Raw genomic sequence first — 14,216 nt, forward strand, 5'->3', positions numbered from 1 at the left:
CTGGTCCGAGCCAACGTGGTTCGAGCCAGCGTGGTCCGAGCGATCACGCGAGCCTCATGAGCGTGGTCCGAACCGGCGGGCGCGTCCGCTCACGCGCCCGCCGCCAACCGCCCCCGCGCCCCCATCAGCGCGAACCCCAGCAGATTCAGCCCCCGCCAGCGCTCGGGATCCGCCGCGGCCGGATCGTCGGCGGCGAGCCCGATGCCCCACACCCGGTCCACCGGACTGGCCTCCACCAGCACCCTCCCCCAGCCTTCGGCCGGGGGGACCCCCATCTCGCTTCGCTCGCCGGTGGACAGCAGAAACGCCCCCAGCGCCGGGTCCGCGGCGAACTTGTGGACGCTGCCCTCGGTCACGATCCGCAGCCGCTCGCGCTGCCACACCGTCTCGTCGAAGCCGCGCACCAGCCGCCCCGCCTTCTTCGCCTCGGCCGGATGCCCGGCCGCCAGCACCCGCCGCTCCGCCTCCGTGTCATCGAACAGCCGGGCCTTGGCGGCCATCATCCAGTGCTCGGCCGTCGCGTACCGCACCGAGTCGACCTCGAAGGGTGACGGCCACCACTGGCTGAGGCAGCTCGCGCCGAGCCGCCCCGACGGCAGCGGGCGATGCCCCCAGAAAGTCAGATACCGGACGCGGGACCCCGCCCGGACCGCCCTGACCAGGGCGTCCAGCGAGGTCAGGGAGTCGGGGATGTCTGTGATCCGTGCCATACACGCGAGTCTGGCACGCACCACGGACAGTCCGTCCTTCCTTTTCCTGGCGCACTCGACACCTGGTCGACAGATTCCGTTGCGTAACCAAAAGGCAACAACGGAATCACTTGTTGGCCTTACGTCATTCTGTCAGGATCGGCACTCAAATCGAGCTGGAGCTACGCCACCCGCCTCGCAGCGAAGCGGGGCGAAGGCGGAGGAGAGCGACATGCACAACCCGGGCAAGACCACCCCGGACCGATTCCCCGCCCAGGAGCGCTTCGCGGAGGGTGCCCAGTACATCGCGGGCCGCCTCGCGAAGGGCACGTCCGGCCGCTCGTTCGCGGTCGTCGACCCTGCCACCGGGGAGGAGGTCTACCGCTACGACCTGGCCGGTCCCGACGACGTGGACGCGGCCGTCGCCGCGGCCAGGGCCGCCTTCCCGGCCTGGGCTGGGGCGACCCCGGGCGAGCGCTCGGACGCGCTGCACCGCTTCGCCGCCGTCCTCGCCGACCGCGCCGACGATTTCGCCCGCGCGGAGTCCCTCCAGTGCGGCAAGCCGCTGAAGCTGACCCGCGAGTTCGACGTGCCGGGCACCATCGACAACGCCGCGTTCTTCGCGGGCGCCGCCCGGCACCTCCAGGGCCAGTCGGCCGGTGAGTACTCCGGCGACCACACCTCGTACGTGCGCCGCGAGCCGATCGGGGTGGTCGGGTCCATCGCGCCCTGGAACTACCCGCTCCAGATGGCCGCCTGGAAGATCCTCCCGGCCATCGCCGCGGGCAACACCATCGTGCTGAAGCCCGCCGAGCTGACCCCGCTGACCTCGCTGCTGTTCGCGCAGGCCGCGACCGCCGCCGGAATCCCGGACGGCGTGATCAACATCGTCACCGGCACCGGCAAGGAGGCCGGTGAGCACCTGGTCGGCCACCCGGATGTCGCCATGACGTCCTTCACCGGCTCCACCGCGGTCGGCAAGCGGGTCGCCGAGGTCGCCACCGCCACCGTCAAGCGGATCCACCTGGAGCTGGGCGGCAAGGCGCCCTTCCTGGTGTTCGACGACGCCGACCTGGAGGCCGCCGCCAACGGCGCCGTCGCGGGCTCACTGATCAACACCGGCCAGGACTGCACGGCCGCCACCCGCGCCTATGTCCAGCGCCCGCTGTACGAGGCGTTCGTCGCCCGCACCGCCGAGCTGATGGCGTCCGTGCGGGTCGGCGACCCGTTCGCCGCCGGGACCGACCTGGGCCCGCTGATCTCGCACGTCCAGCGCGACCGGGTGGCCGGATTCGTCGACCGGGCCCGCGGCTACGCCCGGGTCGTCACGGGCGGTGAAGCTCCCCTGGGCGATCTGGAGCGCGGCGCGTACTATCGCCCCACGCTCGTCGCCGACGCGCCGCAGGACAGCGAGATCGTCCAGTCCGAGATCTTCGGGCCGGTCCTCGTCGTCCTTCCGTTCGACGGCGACGACGAGGGGATCCGGCTCGCCAACGACACCCCGTACGGGCTCGCCGCCTCCGCCTGGAGCCGCGATGTGTTCCGCGCCAACCGCGCCACCCGGGAGATCAAGGCGGGCTGTGTGTGGATCAACGACCACATCCCGATCATCAGCGAGATGCCGCACGGCGGCTACAAGGCGTCCGGCTTCGGCAAGGACATGTCCACCTACTCCTTCGAGGAGTACACGCAGATCAAGCACGTGATGTTCGACAACACCGCGGTGGCCCGCAAGGACTGGCACCGCACGATCTTCGGGGACCGATAGCCATACCGGCCGCGACCACGGCCTTCCGACCCTCCCGAAAGGGCAGATACGCGCATGGAGCAGTTCGAGCCCGACCGCCTGTCACCGGCCCAGGTGGCCGCCATGCGGCGCAGCCTCCGAGGCGGCCGGGCCGCCCTCAGCCGCCGTTCCCTGCTGCGCGCCTCCACCGGCGGCGCGCTGGCGCTCGGCGGTCTCGCGGCGCTGAGCGGTTGCGGTATCCCCCCGGCGGCCAAGTCCGCCGGGGTGTCGTCCGAGGACCACTCGGCCAAGGAGAAGACCGTCAACTTCTCCAACTGGACCGAGTACATGGACGTGGACGAGAGCGGCACGGGGCGCCCGACGCTCGACGCCTTCAAGAAGCGGACCGGGATCTCGGTCAAGTACACCGAGGACGTCAACGACAACGTCGAGTTCTTCGGGAAGATCCAGCCGCAGCTCGCGGCCGGCCAGGACACCGGCCGCGACCTGATCTGTGTGACCGACTGGCTGGCCGCCCGGCTGATCCGGTTCGGCTGGGTGCAGAAACTGGACGCGTCCAATCTGCCCCACGCGTACAGCAACCTGTCCGCCCAGTTCCGCAACCCGGACTGGGACCCGGGGCGCGCGTACTCCTATGTCTGGCAGGGCATCTCGACGGTCATCGCCTTCAACAAGAAGGCGCTGGACGGCGTGGAGGTCACCTCCATCTCCGATCTGCTGGACAAGCCGCAGCTGGCGGGCCGGGTGGGCTTCCTCTCCGAGATGCGCGACAGCATGGGGCTCACCCTGCTCGACATGGGCAAGGACCCCGGCAAGTTCACCGACGACGACTTCGACGCGGCCATCGCCCGGGTGCAGAAGGCCGTCGACAAGGGCCAGATCCGCCGCTTCACCGGCAACGACTACACCTCCGACCTGTCCAAGGGCGACCTCGCCGCCTGTGTCGCCTGGGCCGGGGACGTCGTACAGCTCAAGGCCGACAACCCGGACGTGGACTTCGTGATCCCGGACAGCGGATACATGACGTCGACGGACAACCTGCTGGTGCCCAACAAGGCCCGCCACAAGACCAACGCCGAACGGCTCATCGACTACTACTACGAGCCGGGCCCGGCCGCCCAGGTCGCCGCGTACATCAACTTCGTGTGCCCGGTCGACGGGGTGAAAGCCGAACTCGCCAAGATCGACGAGGACGCGGCGAACAACCCGCTGATCATCCCCGACGCGGAGATGGCGGCGAAATCCCGGGCCTTCCGTTCGCTCAGTTCGGATGAAGAGACGGCCTACGAAGAGAAGTTCGCAAAGCTCACAGGGGCGTGACGACGATGACGACGACAGACAGCAGCGGCGACGTCCGCCTCACCAAGATCAGCAAGACCTACGGCTCCTTCACCGCCGTGCACCCGCTGGACCTCACGGTCCCGCAGGGGTCCTTCTTCGCCCTGCTCGGCGCGTCCGGCTGCGGCAAGACCACCACCCTGCGGATGATCGCGGGCCTGGAGGAGCCGAGCGGCGGCACCGTCCGCCTCGGCGACCAGGACGTGACCCACCTGCCGCCCTACAAGCGCCCGGTGAACACGGTCTTCCAGTCCTACGCCCTCTTCCCGCACCTCGACATCTTCGAGAACGTCGCCTTCGGCCTGCGCCGCCGGGGCATCAAGAGCGTGAAGAAGCAGGTCGGGGACATGCTCGACCTGGTCCAGCTCGGCGAGCAGGCCCGAAAGAAGCCGCACCAGCTCTCCGGCGGCCAGCAGCAGCGCGTGGCCGTCGCCCGCGCGCTGATCAACCACCCCAAGGTGCTGCTCCTGGACGAGCCGCTCGGTGCCCTGGACCTCAAGCTGCGCCGCCAGATGCAGCTGGAGCTGAAGCGCATCCAGACCGAGGTCGGCATCACCTTCGTCCATGTCACGCACGACCAGGAGGAGGCCATGACCATGGCCGACACGGTCGCCGTGATGAACGCGGGCCGTGTCGAGCAGCTCGGCGCCCCCGCCGACCTCTACGAGAACCCGGGCACCACGTTCGTCGCCAACTTCCTGGGCACCTCCAACCTCATCGAGGCCGAGGTCGACACCCGCTCCGGCGACGAGATCGTCCTCAAGGCGGGCGGCGGCAGGCTCAGCCTGCCGAGCGCGCGATGTTCGGCCCCCGCCGCGCCCGGCGGCAAGGTGCTGCTCGGGGTGCGCCCCGAGAAGATCTCCCTCACCCACGCCGACGCCGCGGGCGAGATCCCGGCCGGCCGCAACCGCCTCACCGGCACCATCACCGACGCCAGCTTCATCGGCGTCTCCACCCAGTACGTGGTGGACAGCCCCGCCTGCCCCGGCCTCGCCGTCTACGCGCAGAACGTCGACCGGGACGCCCGGCTGGTCCCCGGCGCCGCCGTCGTCCTGCACTGGAACCCGGCGCACACCTTCGGCCTGGACGCCGCGCAGGACATCGACGCGGGCGTGGAGAAGGTCGAGGAAGAGGTCTGATGGCGACGACCCTCGCCGAGGCGCCCGCGCCACCGGCGCCCGAGATCCCGGCGAAGCCGCCGCGCAAGCGGGGCCGCTGGACGCCGTACCTCCTGCTGCTGCCCGGACTGCTCTGGCTGATCGTCTTCTTCGCCCTGCCGATGGTCTACCAGGCGTCCACCTCGGTGCAGACCGGCTCCCTGGAGGACGGCTACCAGGTCACCTGGCACTTCGCGACCTACTGGGACGCGGTCTCCGAGTACTGGCCGCAGTTCCTGCGCTCGGTGCTGTACGCCGGGTCCGCGACGATCCTGTGTCTGCTGCTGGGCTATCCGCTGGCGTATCTGATCGCCTTCCGGGCGGGCCGCTGGCGGAACGTGATCCTGATCCTGGTGATCGCGCCCTTCTTCACCAGCTTCCTGATCCGCACCCTGGCCTGGAAGACCATCCTCGCCGACAGCGGACCGGTGGTCGGCGCGCTGAACTCGCTGCACCTCCTGGACGTCACCAGCTGGCTCGGCATCACCGCCGGGGACCGGGTGCTGGCCACCCCGCTCGCGGTGATCTGCGGTCTGACGTACAACTTCCTGCCGTTCATGATCCTGCCGCTGTACACCTCGCTTGAGCGGATCGACGGGCGGCTGCACGAGGCGGCGGGCGATCTGTACGCCCGGCCCTTCACCACCTTCCGCAAGGTGACCTTCCCGCTGTCGATGCCCGGCGTGGTCTCCGGCACCCTGCTCACCTTCATCCCGGCGACCGGCGACTACGTCAACGCCGATCTGCTCGGCTCGACGGACACCCGGATGATCGGCAATGTCATCCAGACCCAGTTCCTGCGGATCCTGGATTATCCGACGGCCGCCGCGCTGTCGTTCGTCCTGATGTTCGCGATCCTCATCATGGTGACGCTGTACATCCGTAGGTCCGGCACGGAGGATCTGGTTTAAATGGCCTTCGTCAACTGGCTCAAGCGCCACTTCGTCGTCATCGCGGGACTGATCACCCTCGGATACCTGCTGCTGCCGAATGTGATCGTCACGGTCTTCTCCTTCAACAAACCCAAGGGCCGCTTCAATTACGAGTGGCAGGAATTCTCGCTGGACGCCTGGAAGGACCCGTGCGGGGTCGCCGACATGTGCGGCTCGCTCTCGCTCAGCCTCCAGATCGCCTTCTGGGCCACCCTCGGCGCGACCCTGCTCGGCGTGATGATCGCCTTCGCGCTGGTGCGCTACCGGTTCCGGGCGCGCGGTGCGGTCAGCTCGCTGATCTTCCTGCCGATGGCGATGCCCGAGGTGGTCATGGCGGCCTCGCTGCTCACGCTCTTCCTCAACATGGGCATCCAGCTCGGCTTCTGGACCATCCTCATCGCCCACATCATGTTCTGCCTCAGCTTCGTGGTGACGGCGGTCAAGGCGCGTGTGATGTCGATGGACCCGAGGCTGGAACAGGCCGCGCAGGATTTGTACGCCGGTCCTTTCCAGACCTTCATCCGGGTGACCCTGCCGATCGCGGCTCCCGGTATCGCGGCGGGCGCGCTGCTCGCCTTCGCGCTCTCCTTCGATGATTTCATCATCACCAATTTCAACGCGGGCTCGACCGTCACCTTCCCCATGTTCGTCTGGGGCTCGGCACAGCGCGGAACGCCCGTTCAGATCAATGTCATCGGCACGGCCATGTTCGTCATCGCCGTACTGTTGGTCATGACCTCGATGGTCATCAGCAATCGCAGAAACAGGCAAAAGGCAAAGGCATAGAGCAAAGGCACCAGGCTTTTGCCGCACGCCCCTGTAGGGAGTTGAAATCATGGCCCCGAGCGCCATGAGCCGTGACAGCAACTGGACGTCCTCGCTCGCCGAGGCCCAGCCGGTCCCGTACTGGCTGGACGACCCCGGCAGGCCGGCCCCCGAGCCCGCCCTCACCGGCGCCGAGACCTGCGATCTGCTGGTCGTCGGCGGCGGGTACAGCGGACTGTGGACCGCGCTGATCGCCAAGGAGCGCGACCCCGGGCGCGATGTCGTCCTGGTCGAGGGGCGCGAGGTGGGCTGGGCCGCCTCGGGCCGCAACGGCGGCTTCTGCGCCGCCTCCCTCACCCATGGTCTGGCCAACGGTATGAGCCGCTGGCCCGACGAGATCCGCAAGCTCCAGGAGCTGGGCGTCCGCAACCTCGACGAGATCGAGGCGGCGGTCGCCCGCTACGGGATCGACTGCGAGTTCGAACGCACGGGCGAGCTGGATGTCGCCACCGAGGCCTACCAGGCGTGGGAGCTGCGCGACTGGCACGAGGAACTGGAGCGCGAGGGCCTCGCCGACGGACTCGAACTCCTGGACGCCGACGCGGTCCGCGCCCAGGTCGACTCCCCGACCTTCCAGGCGGGCCTGTGGGACCGCCGGGGCGTCGCCATGCTCCACCCGGCCAAACTCGCCTGGGGCCTCAAGCGGGCCTGCGCCGAACTGGGCGTACGGGTGTACGAGCACACCCCCGCGCTCGACCTGAAGCCGCACGGCGCCGGGATGGCCGTACGCACCCCGTACGGCTCGATCCGCGCCCGCAAGGTCGCGCTCGGCACGAACATCTTCCCCAACCTGGTCAAGCGGGTCCGCGCCTACACCGTGCCGGTCTACGACTACGCCCTGATGACCGAGCCGCTCACCGCCGAGCAGCTCGGCGCGATCGGCTGGAAGAACCGGCAGGGCCTGGGCGACTCCGCCAACCAGTTCCACTACTTCCGGCTGTCCGCCGACAACCGGATCCTGTGGGGCGGCTACGACGCGGTCTATCCGTACGGCGGTCAGGTGCGCGCCGAGTACGACGACCGGCCGGAGACCTACGCCAAGCTCGCCGGGCACTTCTTCACCTGCTTCCCGCAGCTGGAGGGCGTCCGCTTCAGCCACGCGTGGGGCGGCGCGATCGACACCTGCTCGCGCTTCTCCGCGTTCTTCGGCACCGCCCACCAGGGCAAGGTGGCCTACGCGGCGGGCTACACCGGCCTCGGCGTGGGCGCGACCCGGTTCGGCGCCGACGTCATGCTCGACCTGCTGGCGGGGGAGCGGACCGAGCGCACGGAGCTGGAGATGGTCCGCAAGAAGCCGCTGCCGTTCCCGCCGGAGCCGTTCGCCTGGACCGGGATCGCGCTCACCAAGTGGTCGCTGGCCCGCGCGGACGAGCAGGGCGGGCGGCGCAATCTGTGGCTGCGGACGATGGACCGGGTGGGGCTGGGCTTCGACAGCTGAGCGCCGCCCGGCGGGGTCCGTGTGATCCGCTTCACTCCAACGGTTCGTCAGAACCGGCGTAATGCCTGGCAGGGACCTCCCTCTCCCTCATGACGCGAGCGCGTCGTCTCGACGAGAGGGAGGTCTTTGTCATGACAGGTGCCAAGACGGCGGTCGAATGGCTGGCATCCGTCGCACCCGATCCCGACGCCTGCCGCTGGGAGTGGGAGCGCAACCCCCTGGGGGTCGCCCTGCTGCCGGCGGGCCGGGCCTGGGACGTACTGATCCTGCCGGGCGAGCTGGGCTATCCGACCCTGGACGTCGTCACCCGCATCCTGGCCCGGCCGGGCCCGGTGCTGGTCGACTTCGGCGACGCCCGGATGGGGTTCCTGGTGCCGCCGGGCACCGCCGGCCGCTGGGTCGGCAAGGGCATCCGCACGGTGGGCGCCGGGACCTGGATCGTGGTCCCGTACCCGGGCCGGTCCACCGGCGGGGTGCGCTGGCTGGTCCCACCGGACGGCTCCGGCACCCTGACCGATCCGGCCCTGCTGGAACTCGCCATGCACGAGGCGGCGGCGGGCCTGGCCATGGACGGCGACCGGGACCGGGACGGCTGAGCGGGGGCCAGTCGAACGGGCGCCCGATGGGCCGGTCGGTATGCAGTGAGATGAAGCAATAGCAGTGTGCGGTGCGCGCTGAAGTGGAGCCCGGTTCCGTCGAACCGGGCTCTTTCGCGGTGCCGGTGCCGGTGCCGGTGCCGGTGGGTCGGCGGGTCAGCGGGTCAGCGGGGCCGGGCGGCGTCCGGTGCGACCGCGAGGTCTTGACAACGGAATTGGTCTGGACCAAATTGTGTGCGCGCCCCCCGTTCCGTCATTTCCTCATCCCCTCCCCCCTCTCGGCTTCGCTCCACCCCTCCGCTCCACCCCTCCCATTCCCTGTACGGAGGCATTCGTGGAACGCACATACGCCACACGCGGCACACACCCCACCCGTCGCCCCAGACCTCTCTTCCGGCGCGGCCTGCTCGCACTGCTCATCACCGCGGCCCTGGCCGCCGCCGGACTCACGTCCACCGCCTACGCGGTCGACGTGGACCTCGCCCGCAACGGCGGCTTCGAATCCGGCCTCACCAACTGGACCTGCACCAACGCGACGAACGTCAGCACCCCGGTACGCACCGGCACCTCCGCCCTGCGCGGCACCCCGGCCGGCAGCGACAACGCCCGCTGCTCGCAGACCGTGAACGTCCAGCCCAACTCCCAGTACACCCTGACCGGCCAGGTCCAGGGCTCGTACGTCTATCTCGGCGCCAGCGGCACCGGCACCACCGATGTGTCGGCCTGGACGCAGAACGCGCCGAGCTGGCAGCAGCTCAGCACCACCTTCCGCACCGGCGCGACCACCACCCGGGTCACGATCTACACCCACGGCTGGTACGGCACCCCCGCCTACTACGCCGATGACATCACCCTGGTCGGCCCCGGGGTGGACCCCGGCCAGCCGCCCGCCGTGCCGACCGGGCTCAGGGCCGGCACGATCACCTCGTCCAGCGTCGCCCTGTCCTGGACCGCGGTGACCGGTGCGACCGGCTACGCCGTCTACCGGGACGGCGTCCGCGTCCAGACGCCCACCGGAACGTCGGCCACGATCAGCGGGCTCACGCCTTCCACCCCGTACTCCTTCCAGGTCACCGCGGTCAATGACGCGGGGGAGTCGGCCCGTTCGGTGGTCGTCACCGCCACCACCACCGCCGGGGGCGGCGGCAACCCGGGCCAGCTCCCGCCGCACGCCCTGGTCGGCTATCTGCACGCCAGCTTCGCCAACGGCTCCGGCTACACCCGGCTCGCCGACGTCCCCGACAGCTGGGATGTCATCGACCTCGCCTTCGGTGAGCCCACCTCGGTCACCTCCGGCGACATCCGCTTCGAGCGCTGCCCGGTGACGGAGTGCCCGAACGTGGAGAGCGACGCCGAGTTCAAGGCGGCGATCCAGGCCAAGCAGGCGGCCGGCAAGAAGGTGCTGATCTCCATCGGCGGCCAGAACGGCCAGGTGCAGCTCGCCACCACCGCCGCCCGGGACAAGTTCGTCGAGTCCGTCTCCCTGATCATCGACGAGTACGGTCTCGACGGTCTCGACATCGACTTCGAGGGCCACTCCCTGTCCCTCAACGCCAACGACACCGACTTCAAGAACCCCACGACCCCGGTGATCGTCAACCTCATCTCCGCGGTGCAGACCCTCAAGGCCAAGTACGGCGCGGACTTCGTGCTGACCATGGCCCCGGAGACGTTCTTCGTGCAGCTCGGCTACCAGTTCTACGGCACCGGCCCGTGGGGCGGCCAGGACCCGAGGGCGGGCGCGTACCTGCCGGTCATCCACGCCCTGCGCGACGACATCAGCCTGCTGCACGTCCAGGACTACAACTCCGGCCCGATCATGGGCCTCGACAACCAATACCACTCCATGGGCGGCGCGGACTTCCACATCGCCATGACCGACATGCTGCTCACCGGCTTCCCGGTGGCGGGCAACCAGAACAACGTCTTCCCGCCGCTGCGCCCCGACCAGATCGCGATCGGCATGCCCGCCTCGGTCAACGCGGGCAACGGCTATGTGGCTCCCGCCGAGGTCACCAAGACCCTGGACTGCCTCACCAAGAAGACCAACTGCGGCTCGTACGCCACCCATGGCACCTGGCCAGATCTACGGGGCCTGATGACCTGGTCGATCAACTGGGACCGCTTCGCGAACTGGGAGTTCCAGCGGACCTTCGACAGCTACTTCCCCTGACCTGGATCTGGGTGAGGGTGCCCCCTGTCGCCTTCGGGCGGGAGGGGGCTCTTCGCGCGCGGCTCAGGTGCGCTCACCCAGGGCGGCACGCAGCCAGTCCAGCGGCGCCTGGGCCAGCAACGCATCGGCGAGACGCTGACCGGACTCCGTGACGATCCGGGCCCGGCTGTTGTCCACCCACCGCTGCGCCGCCTCGTACCCCTGTGCCTTGTACTCCAGCCCCTGCACCATGCATTCCAGCTTGTCCGCGTCGCGTGCGCAGACGGCCTCGGGCGTCTCGCCCGCCTCGTACTCGGCGACCACGGCCCGGATGGCACCGCGCAGCACCTCCGGCATGCCGGCCGTCTGGTCCGCCGTCACCGCCTCGGGATCACCGGGAGCCGCGTACTTCTTCCCCAGATGATTCACATCGCCCGTGCGCGTCTCCTGGGAGTCGTGCCACACCGCCAGATGCGCGGCCCGCGCGGCGTCCGCACCCTCCAGGGTCGCGATGACCGAGGCGATGAGGGACGCGCGCCACGCGTGCTCGGCGACACTCTCGGGGTCCCGGACCCCCGCCATCCACCATCCCGTCCGGCGGGCCGACTTCAACGTGCCCGCCTCCCACAGGAAGTGGGCCACGTCCGCCAGATCCTGATCACCCACGGGGGTCCCCTTTCACGCCTCGGCGAGGCGGATCGCGTACCTGATGCCCTCCAGCTCCCGCCGAGCCTGTGGCGAAAGCCGGGAATCTTCGAACATGTCTGCCGTGGCTACACGTCGGTCACCGGCTCCGCACCATGGGCCTGCGCGATCGCGTCGATCCGCCGGGCCAGATCGAAGTCGTCCGCCGTCAGCTTGTGCCCAGCATCATGGGTGGTGATCCCGAAGCGGATCTTGCCCCACCGCAGATCGATGTCCGCGTGATGGCCGATCAGCCGCTCCACATCCGCAACGTGAACGATCATCGCGACCCCGCCGTGATACCGGATCGCGTACGAGCGGGTGATCTCGTCACCAACCCGCCGCCACCCGGGCATCTCCGCCAGCGCGGCCTCGATCTCGGTCTCCGACAGCGGCATCGCATCCGACACGGTCAGCTCCCCTCAGTCCCCGGAGCCACCATCAGGCGCCGGGTCGTCGGCCGATGGCCAGCAGGTGGGAGCTGGCGGCGAGCAGTTCGGGGTACGGCTCGGCCAAGCGGGCCGCGGCGAGCGCCGATTCGAAGAGCGGGCCGTCGCGGAAGCCGGTACCCGTGGTGCGCTCGGCGGCGGCGAGCATGGACCAGGCCGGGCCCTCGATGCCGAACACCTCGGCGTCCTCGAAGGCGGCTTCGGACACCTCGTCTCGCAACTGCTCGCCGCTGTGGAAGTAGGCCGCGGTGAAGGCCCGTCTCCCGTCGTGGATCTGCGAGGCGAGGATGCCACCGACGCTCTCCCGCATGGCCTCCTGGTGAAGGTGTGCAAGGCGGCATGCTCGAAGAGGGACGCGTAGCGGTTGATGCCCGCAGCCGCGAGGACGCCGCCGGGCCTGAGCACGCGGTGGGCCTCGGTGAGGGCCTGAGCGCGGTCCGTGCGCTCGATCAGGTGGTAGAGCGGCCCCAGCAGAAGCGCCACGTCGTACGAGCGATCCGCCGCGGTGAGACGGCGGGCATCGCCGAGTTCGACGTCGGCGCCGGTCCGCACGGCCTGCTCGATGTGCCGGGCGACCGGGTCGACCAGGTGCACGCTGTACCCGTCCTCGACGAGCCAGCGGGCATGGGCCCCAGGCCCGCCGCCGACGTCGAGGATCCGGGCGGGCGGCGCGGGGAGATAGCGGCGGAGCAGTTCCTGGGTGCGTACCATTTCCAGTCGGCCGTCGGCCGTCGTACTCAGCCGGTCCTCCTCGCTGAACGACGTGTAGTACCGCACGATCTCCGGAGCCAACTCGGTTCCCGTCATGGGGGCATTGTGGTGACCGCACGTGCCCTCTGTCATGCCCGGCGTGCGCGCGCCCCCGTACGGGGTGCGCAGCCCACAGAAACCTCACGCCAAAATGGTCCCGCCCCATACTCTGACAGTGCCTGGCCGTTCAGAGATTGGGGCGAGACGATGTCATCGGATGCCACCCCGGAGCCGTACGCAGACCCGCTGAAGTTCGGCCAGCGGGCCCAGATTCTCCGCGAGCGCAAAGGCATGACCCGCGCGCAGCTCGCCGATCTGATCGGTGTCTCACCGCACACCCTGAAGAAGATCGAGAACGGGCAGCAGAAAGCCCCCGGAATCGACACCGTGCTGCGGATCGCCGAGGCCCTGCGGGTGCGCGAACTCTCCGAGCTGACCGGCCATCCGGACATGAACGTCGACCTCTTCATCGGCCCGGGCCACCCACGCCTCGCCGCCGTCAAGGCCGCGATCGACGACTTCTCCCTCGCCTCGGAGACCGAACCCCCGCCGATCGCCCATCTGGTGGCCCGCCTTCACGCCGCGTGGAAGGCCCGCCACGAAGCCAGGAACCACCGTGAGGCAATCGGCCGACTCCTCCCGGAGTTGATGCGCGACGCCCAGGCCCTCGCGCGGAACGCCGACAGCGCGGCCGACCGCCGCCGTACGCAGGCGCTCCTGTCCCAGACGTACTCACTGTCACAGTTCTTCATCGCCTACCAGCCCGACAGCGCTCTCCTGTGGCGCGTGGCCGAGCGGGGCATGGTCGCCGCACAGGACTCCGGCGACCCCCATGCCATCGGGGTCGCCGCCTGGCTGCTCGGCCAGGCCCATCGCGACAGCGGACCCCGGCACTACGACGCGGCCGACGCCGTCAACACGGAAGCGGCGCGGTTTCTGGAACCGCTGCTGCCCGACGCGGACGACGACATTCTCGCCATCGCGGGCGCCCTGGAGTTCGAACTGGGGTACACGGCGGCCCGGCGCCGCGCGACGGGTACGGCGTGGCGGCACTGGGACAAGGCCAACGACATGGCCGCGCGGCTGCCCGCCGGGTACTACCACCCGGTCACCTCGTTCTCGCGGGCCATCATGGGTGCCCACGCCGTCACGGTCGCGGTAGAGCTGCACCAGGGCGGCGAGTCCGTCCGGCAGGCGGCACGTGCCGACGAGATGACCATCCCGTCAAGGCCGCGCCGGGCCCGGCACCGGATCGAGGAGGCGCGCGGCTACTACCTGGACGCGCAGCCCGATGTGGCGATCGCGACGCTGGAGAAGGCGTTCCGGGCGGCTCCGGAGACGATCCGTTACAACGGCTATGCCCGCAGGATCATTCTGGAGGAAGTGGAATCGAAGCAGGCTCCCAGGCGGCGGCGCGCGGCGGCGCTGGCCGCGGATGTCGGGCTGCTCGCGGCGTAGG

12 protein-coding genes and 1 pseudogene are annotated in these 14,216 nt (G+C 69.7%); 9 read left to right on the forward strand and 4 right to left on the reverse strand.

What is annotated here, in order from left to right; translation table 11 throughout:
- Positions 1-89 precede the first annotated feature (89 nt).
- Complete coding sequence (locus ACFXAZ_RS24215; protein WP_384594944.1) at positions 90-710, reverse strand: NADAR family protein; 621 nt, start codon at positions 708-710, stop codon at positions 90-92.
- 211 nt (positions 711-921) lie between these two features.
- On the opposite strand from ACFXAZ_RS24215, the gene ACFXAZ_RS24220 reads away from it, so the two are divergent.
- From ACFXAZ_RS24220 to ACFXAZ_RS24255, 8 genes are all read left to right on the forward strand, one after another.
- Entirely contained in the window at positions 922-2,457 is a 1,536-nt protein-coding gene (locus ACFXAZ_RS24220; RefSeq protein ID WP_384594946.1) for a gamma-aminobutyraldehyde dehydrogenase, read from the forward strand.
- 54 nt (positions 2,458-2,511) lie between these two features.
- A complete protein-coding gene (locus ACFXAZ_RS24225; RefSeq protein ID WP_384594949.1) occupies positions 2,512-3,756 on the forward strand; it encodes a PotD/PotF family extracellular solute-binding protein in 1,245 nt (414 codons plus the stop codon).
- Positions 3,753-4,913 carry an ABC transporter ATP-binding protein gene (locus tag ACFXAZ_RS24230; protein WP_384594952.1) on the forward strand — a complete coding sequence of 387 codons (1,161 nt, stop codon included), beginning with the start codon at positions 3,753-3,755 and terminating at the stop codon, positions 4,911-4,913. The genes ACFXAZ_RS24225 and ACFXAZ_RS24230 overlap by 4 nt, the downstream gene beginning before the upstream one ends.
- Positions 4,913-5,842 carry an ABC transporter permease gene (locus ACFXAZ_RS24235; protein ID WP_384594955.1) on the forward strand — a complete coding sequence of 310 codons (930 nt, stop codon included), beginning with the start codon at positions 4,913-4,915 and terminating at the stop codon, positions 5,840-5,842. Before ACFXAZ_RS24230 ends, ACFXAZ_RS24235 begins: the two co-directional genes overlap by 1 nt.
- Complete coding sequence (locus tag ACFXAZ_RS24240) at positions 5,843-6,649, forward strand: ABC transporter permease (protein WP_384594958.1); 807 nt, start codon at positions 5,843-5,845, stop codon at positions 6,647-6,649. It begins immediately after the preceding gene.
- A gap of 49 nt (positions 6,650-6,698) precedes the next feature.
- Positions 6,699-8,126 carry an NAD(P)/FAD-dependent oxidoreductase gene (locus ACFXAZ_RS24245; RefSeq protein WP_384594961.1) on the forward strand — a complete coding sequence of 476 codons (1,428 nt, stop codon included), beginning with the start codon at positions 6,699-6,701 and terminating at the stop codon, positions 8,124-8,126.
- Between the two features lie 131 nt (positions 8,127-8,257).
- Positions 8,258-8,722 carry a hypothetical protein gene (locus tag ACFXAZ_RS24250; protein ID WP_384594964.1) on the forward strand — a complete coding sequence of 155 codons (465 nt, stop codon included), beginning with the start codon at positions 8,258-8,260 and terminating at the stop codon, positions 8,720-8,722.
- Between the two features lie 334 nt (positions 8,723-9,056).
- Positions 9,057-10,895 (forward strand): chitinase, encoded by a 1,839-nt coding sequence (locus tag ACFXAZ_RS24255; RefSeq protein WP_384594967.1) that lies wholly within the window; start codon positions 9,057-9,059, stop codon positions 10,893-10,895.
- 63 nt (positions 10,896-10,958) lie between these two features.
- Here ACFXAZ_RS24255 and ACFXAZ_RS24260 read toward each other — a convergent pair whose 3' ends face one another.
- The 3 genes and pseudogenes from ACFXAZ_RS24260 to ACFXAZ_RS24270 all read right to left on the reverse strand — a co-directional run bounded on the left by ACFXAZ_RS24260 (position 10,959) and on the right by ACFXAZ_RS24270 (position 12,814).
- On the reverse strand, positions 10,959-11,540 hold the full coding sequence (locus ACFXAZ_RS24260) for an HD family hydrolase (protein ID WP_384594970.1): 582 nt from the start codon (positions 11,538-11,540) through the stop codon (positions 10,959-10,961).
- 107 nt (positions 11,541-11,647) lie between these two features.
- A complete protein-coding gene (locus tag ACFXAZ_RS24265) occupies positions 11,648-11,956 on the reverse strand; it encodes a 4a-hydroxytetrahydrobiopterin dehydratase (RefSeq protein ID WP_384595050.1) in 309 nt (102 codons plus the stop codon).
- A 43-nt stretch (positions 11,957-11,999) separates the two neighbouring features.
- A pseudogene (locus ACFXAZ_RS24270) lies at positions 12,000-12,814 on the reverse strand (class I SAM-dependent methyltransferase).
- A gap of 150 nt (positions 12,815-12,964) precedes the next feature.
- Here ACFXAZ_RS24270 and ACFXAZ_RS24275 point away from each other — a divergent pair.
- On the forward strand, positions 12,965-14,215 hold the full coding sequence (locus ACFXAZ_RS24275) for a helix-turn-helix transcriptional regulator (protein ID WP_384594973.1): 1,251 nt from the start codon (positions 12,965-12,967) through the stop codon (positions 14,213-14,215).
- The last annotated feature ends 1 nt before the right edge of the window (position 14,216 follow it).

It is taken from the genome of Streptomyces sp. NPDC059477 (genome assembly GCF_042749375.1).
Lineage (GTDB): Bacteria > Actinomycetota > Actinomycetes > Streptomycetales > Streptomycetaceae > Streptomyces.

Coding starts and splice junctions, on each gene's coding strand:
- ACFXAZ_RS24225 (WP_384594949.1), top strand. CDS start 2,512: ATGGAGCAGTTCGAGCCCGACCGCCTGTCACCGGCCCAGGTGGCCGCC.
- ACFXAZ_RS24275 (WP_384594973.1), top strand. CDS start 12,965: ATGTCATCGGATGCCACCCCGGAGCCGTACGCAGACCCGCTGAAGTTC.
- ACFXAZ_RS24240 (WP_384594958.1), top strand. CDS start 5,843: ATGGCCTTCGTCAACTGGCTCAAGCGCCACTTCGTCGTCATCGCGGGA.
- ACFXAZ_RS24250 (WP_384594964.1), top strand. CDS start 8,258: ATGACAGGTGCCAAGACGGCGGTCGAATGGCTGGCATCCGTCGCACCC.
- ACFXAZ_RS24265 (WP_384595050.1), bottom strand. CDS start 11,956: ATGCCGCTGTCGGAGACCGAGATCGAGGCCGCGCTGGCGGAGATGCCC.
- ACFXAZ_RS24220 (WP_384594946.1), top strand. CDS start 922: ATGCACAACCCGGGCAAGACCACCCCGGACCGATTCCCCGCCCAGGAG.
- ACFXAZ_RS24235 (WP_384594955.1), top strand. CDS start 4,913: ATGGCGACGACCCTCGCCGAGGCGCCCGCGCCACCGGCGCCCGAGATC.
- ACFXAZ_RS24215 (WP_384594944.1), bottom strand. CDS start 710: ATGGCACGGATCACAGACATCCCCGACTCCCTGACCTCGCTGGACGCC.
- ACFXAZ_RS24245 (WP_384594961.1), top strand. CDS start 6,699: ATGGCCCCGAGCGCCATGAGCCGTGACAGCAACTGGACGTCCTCGCTC.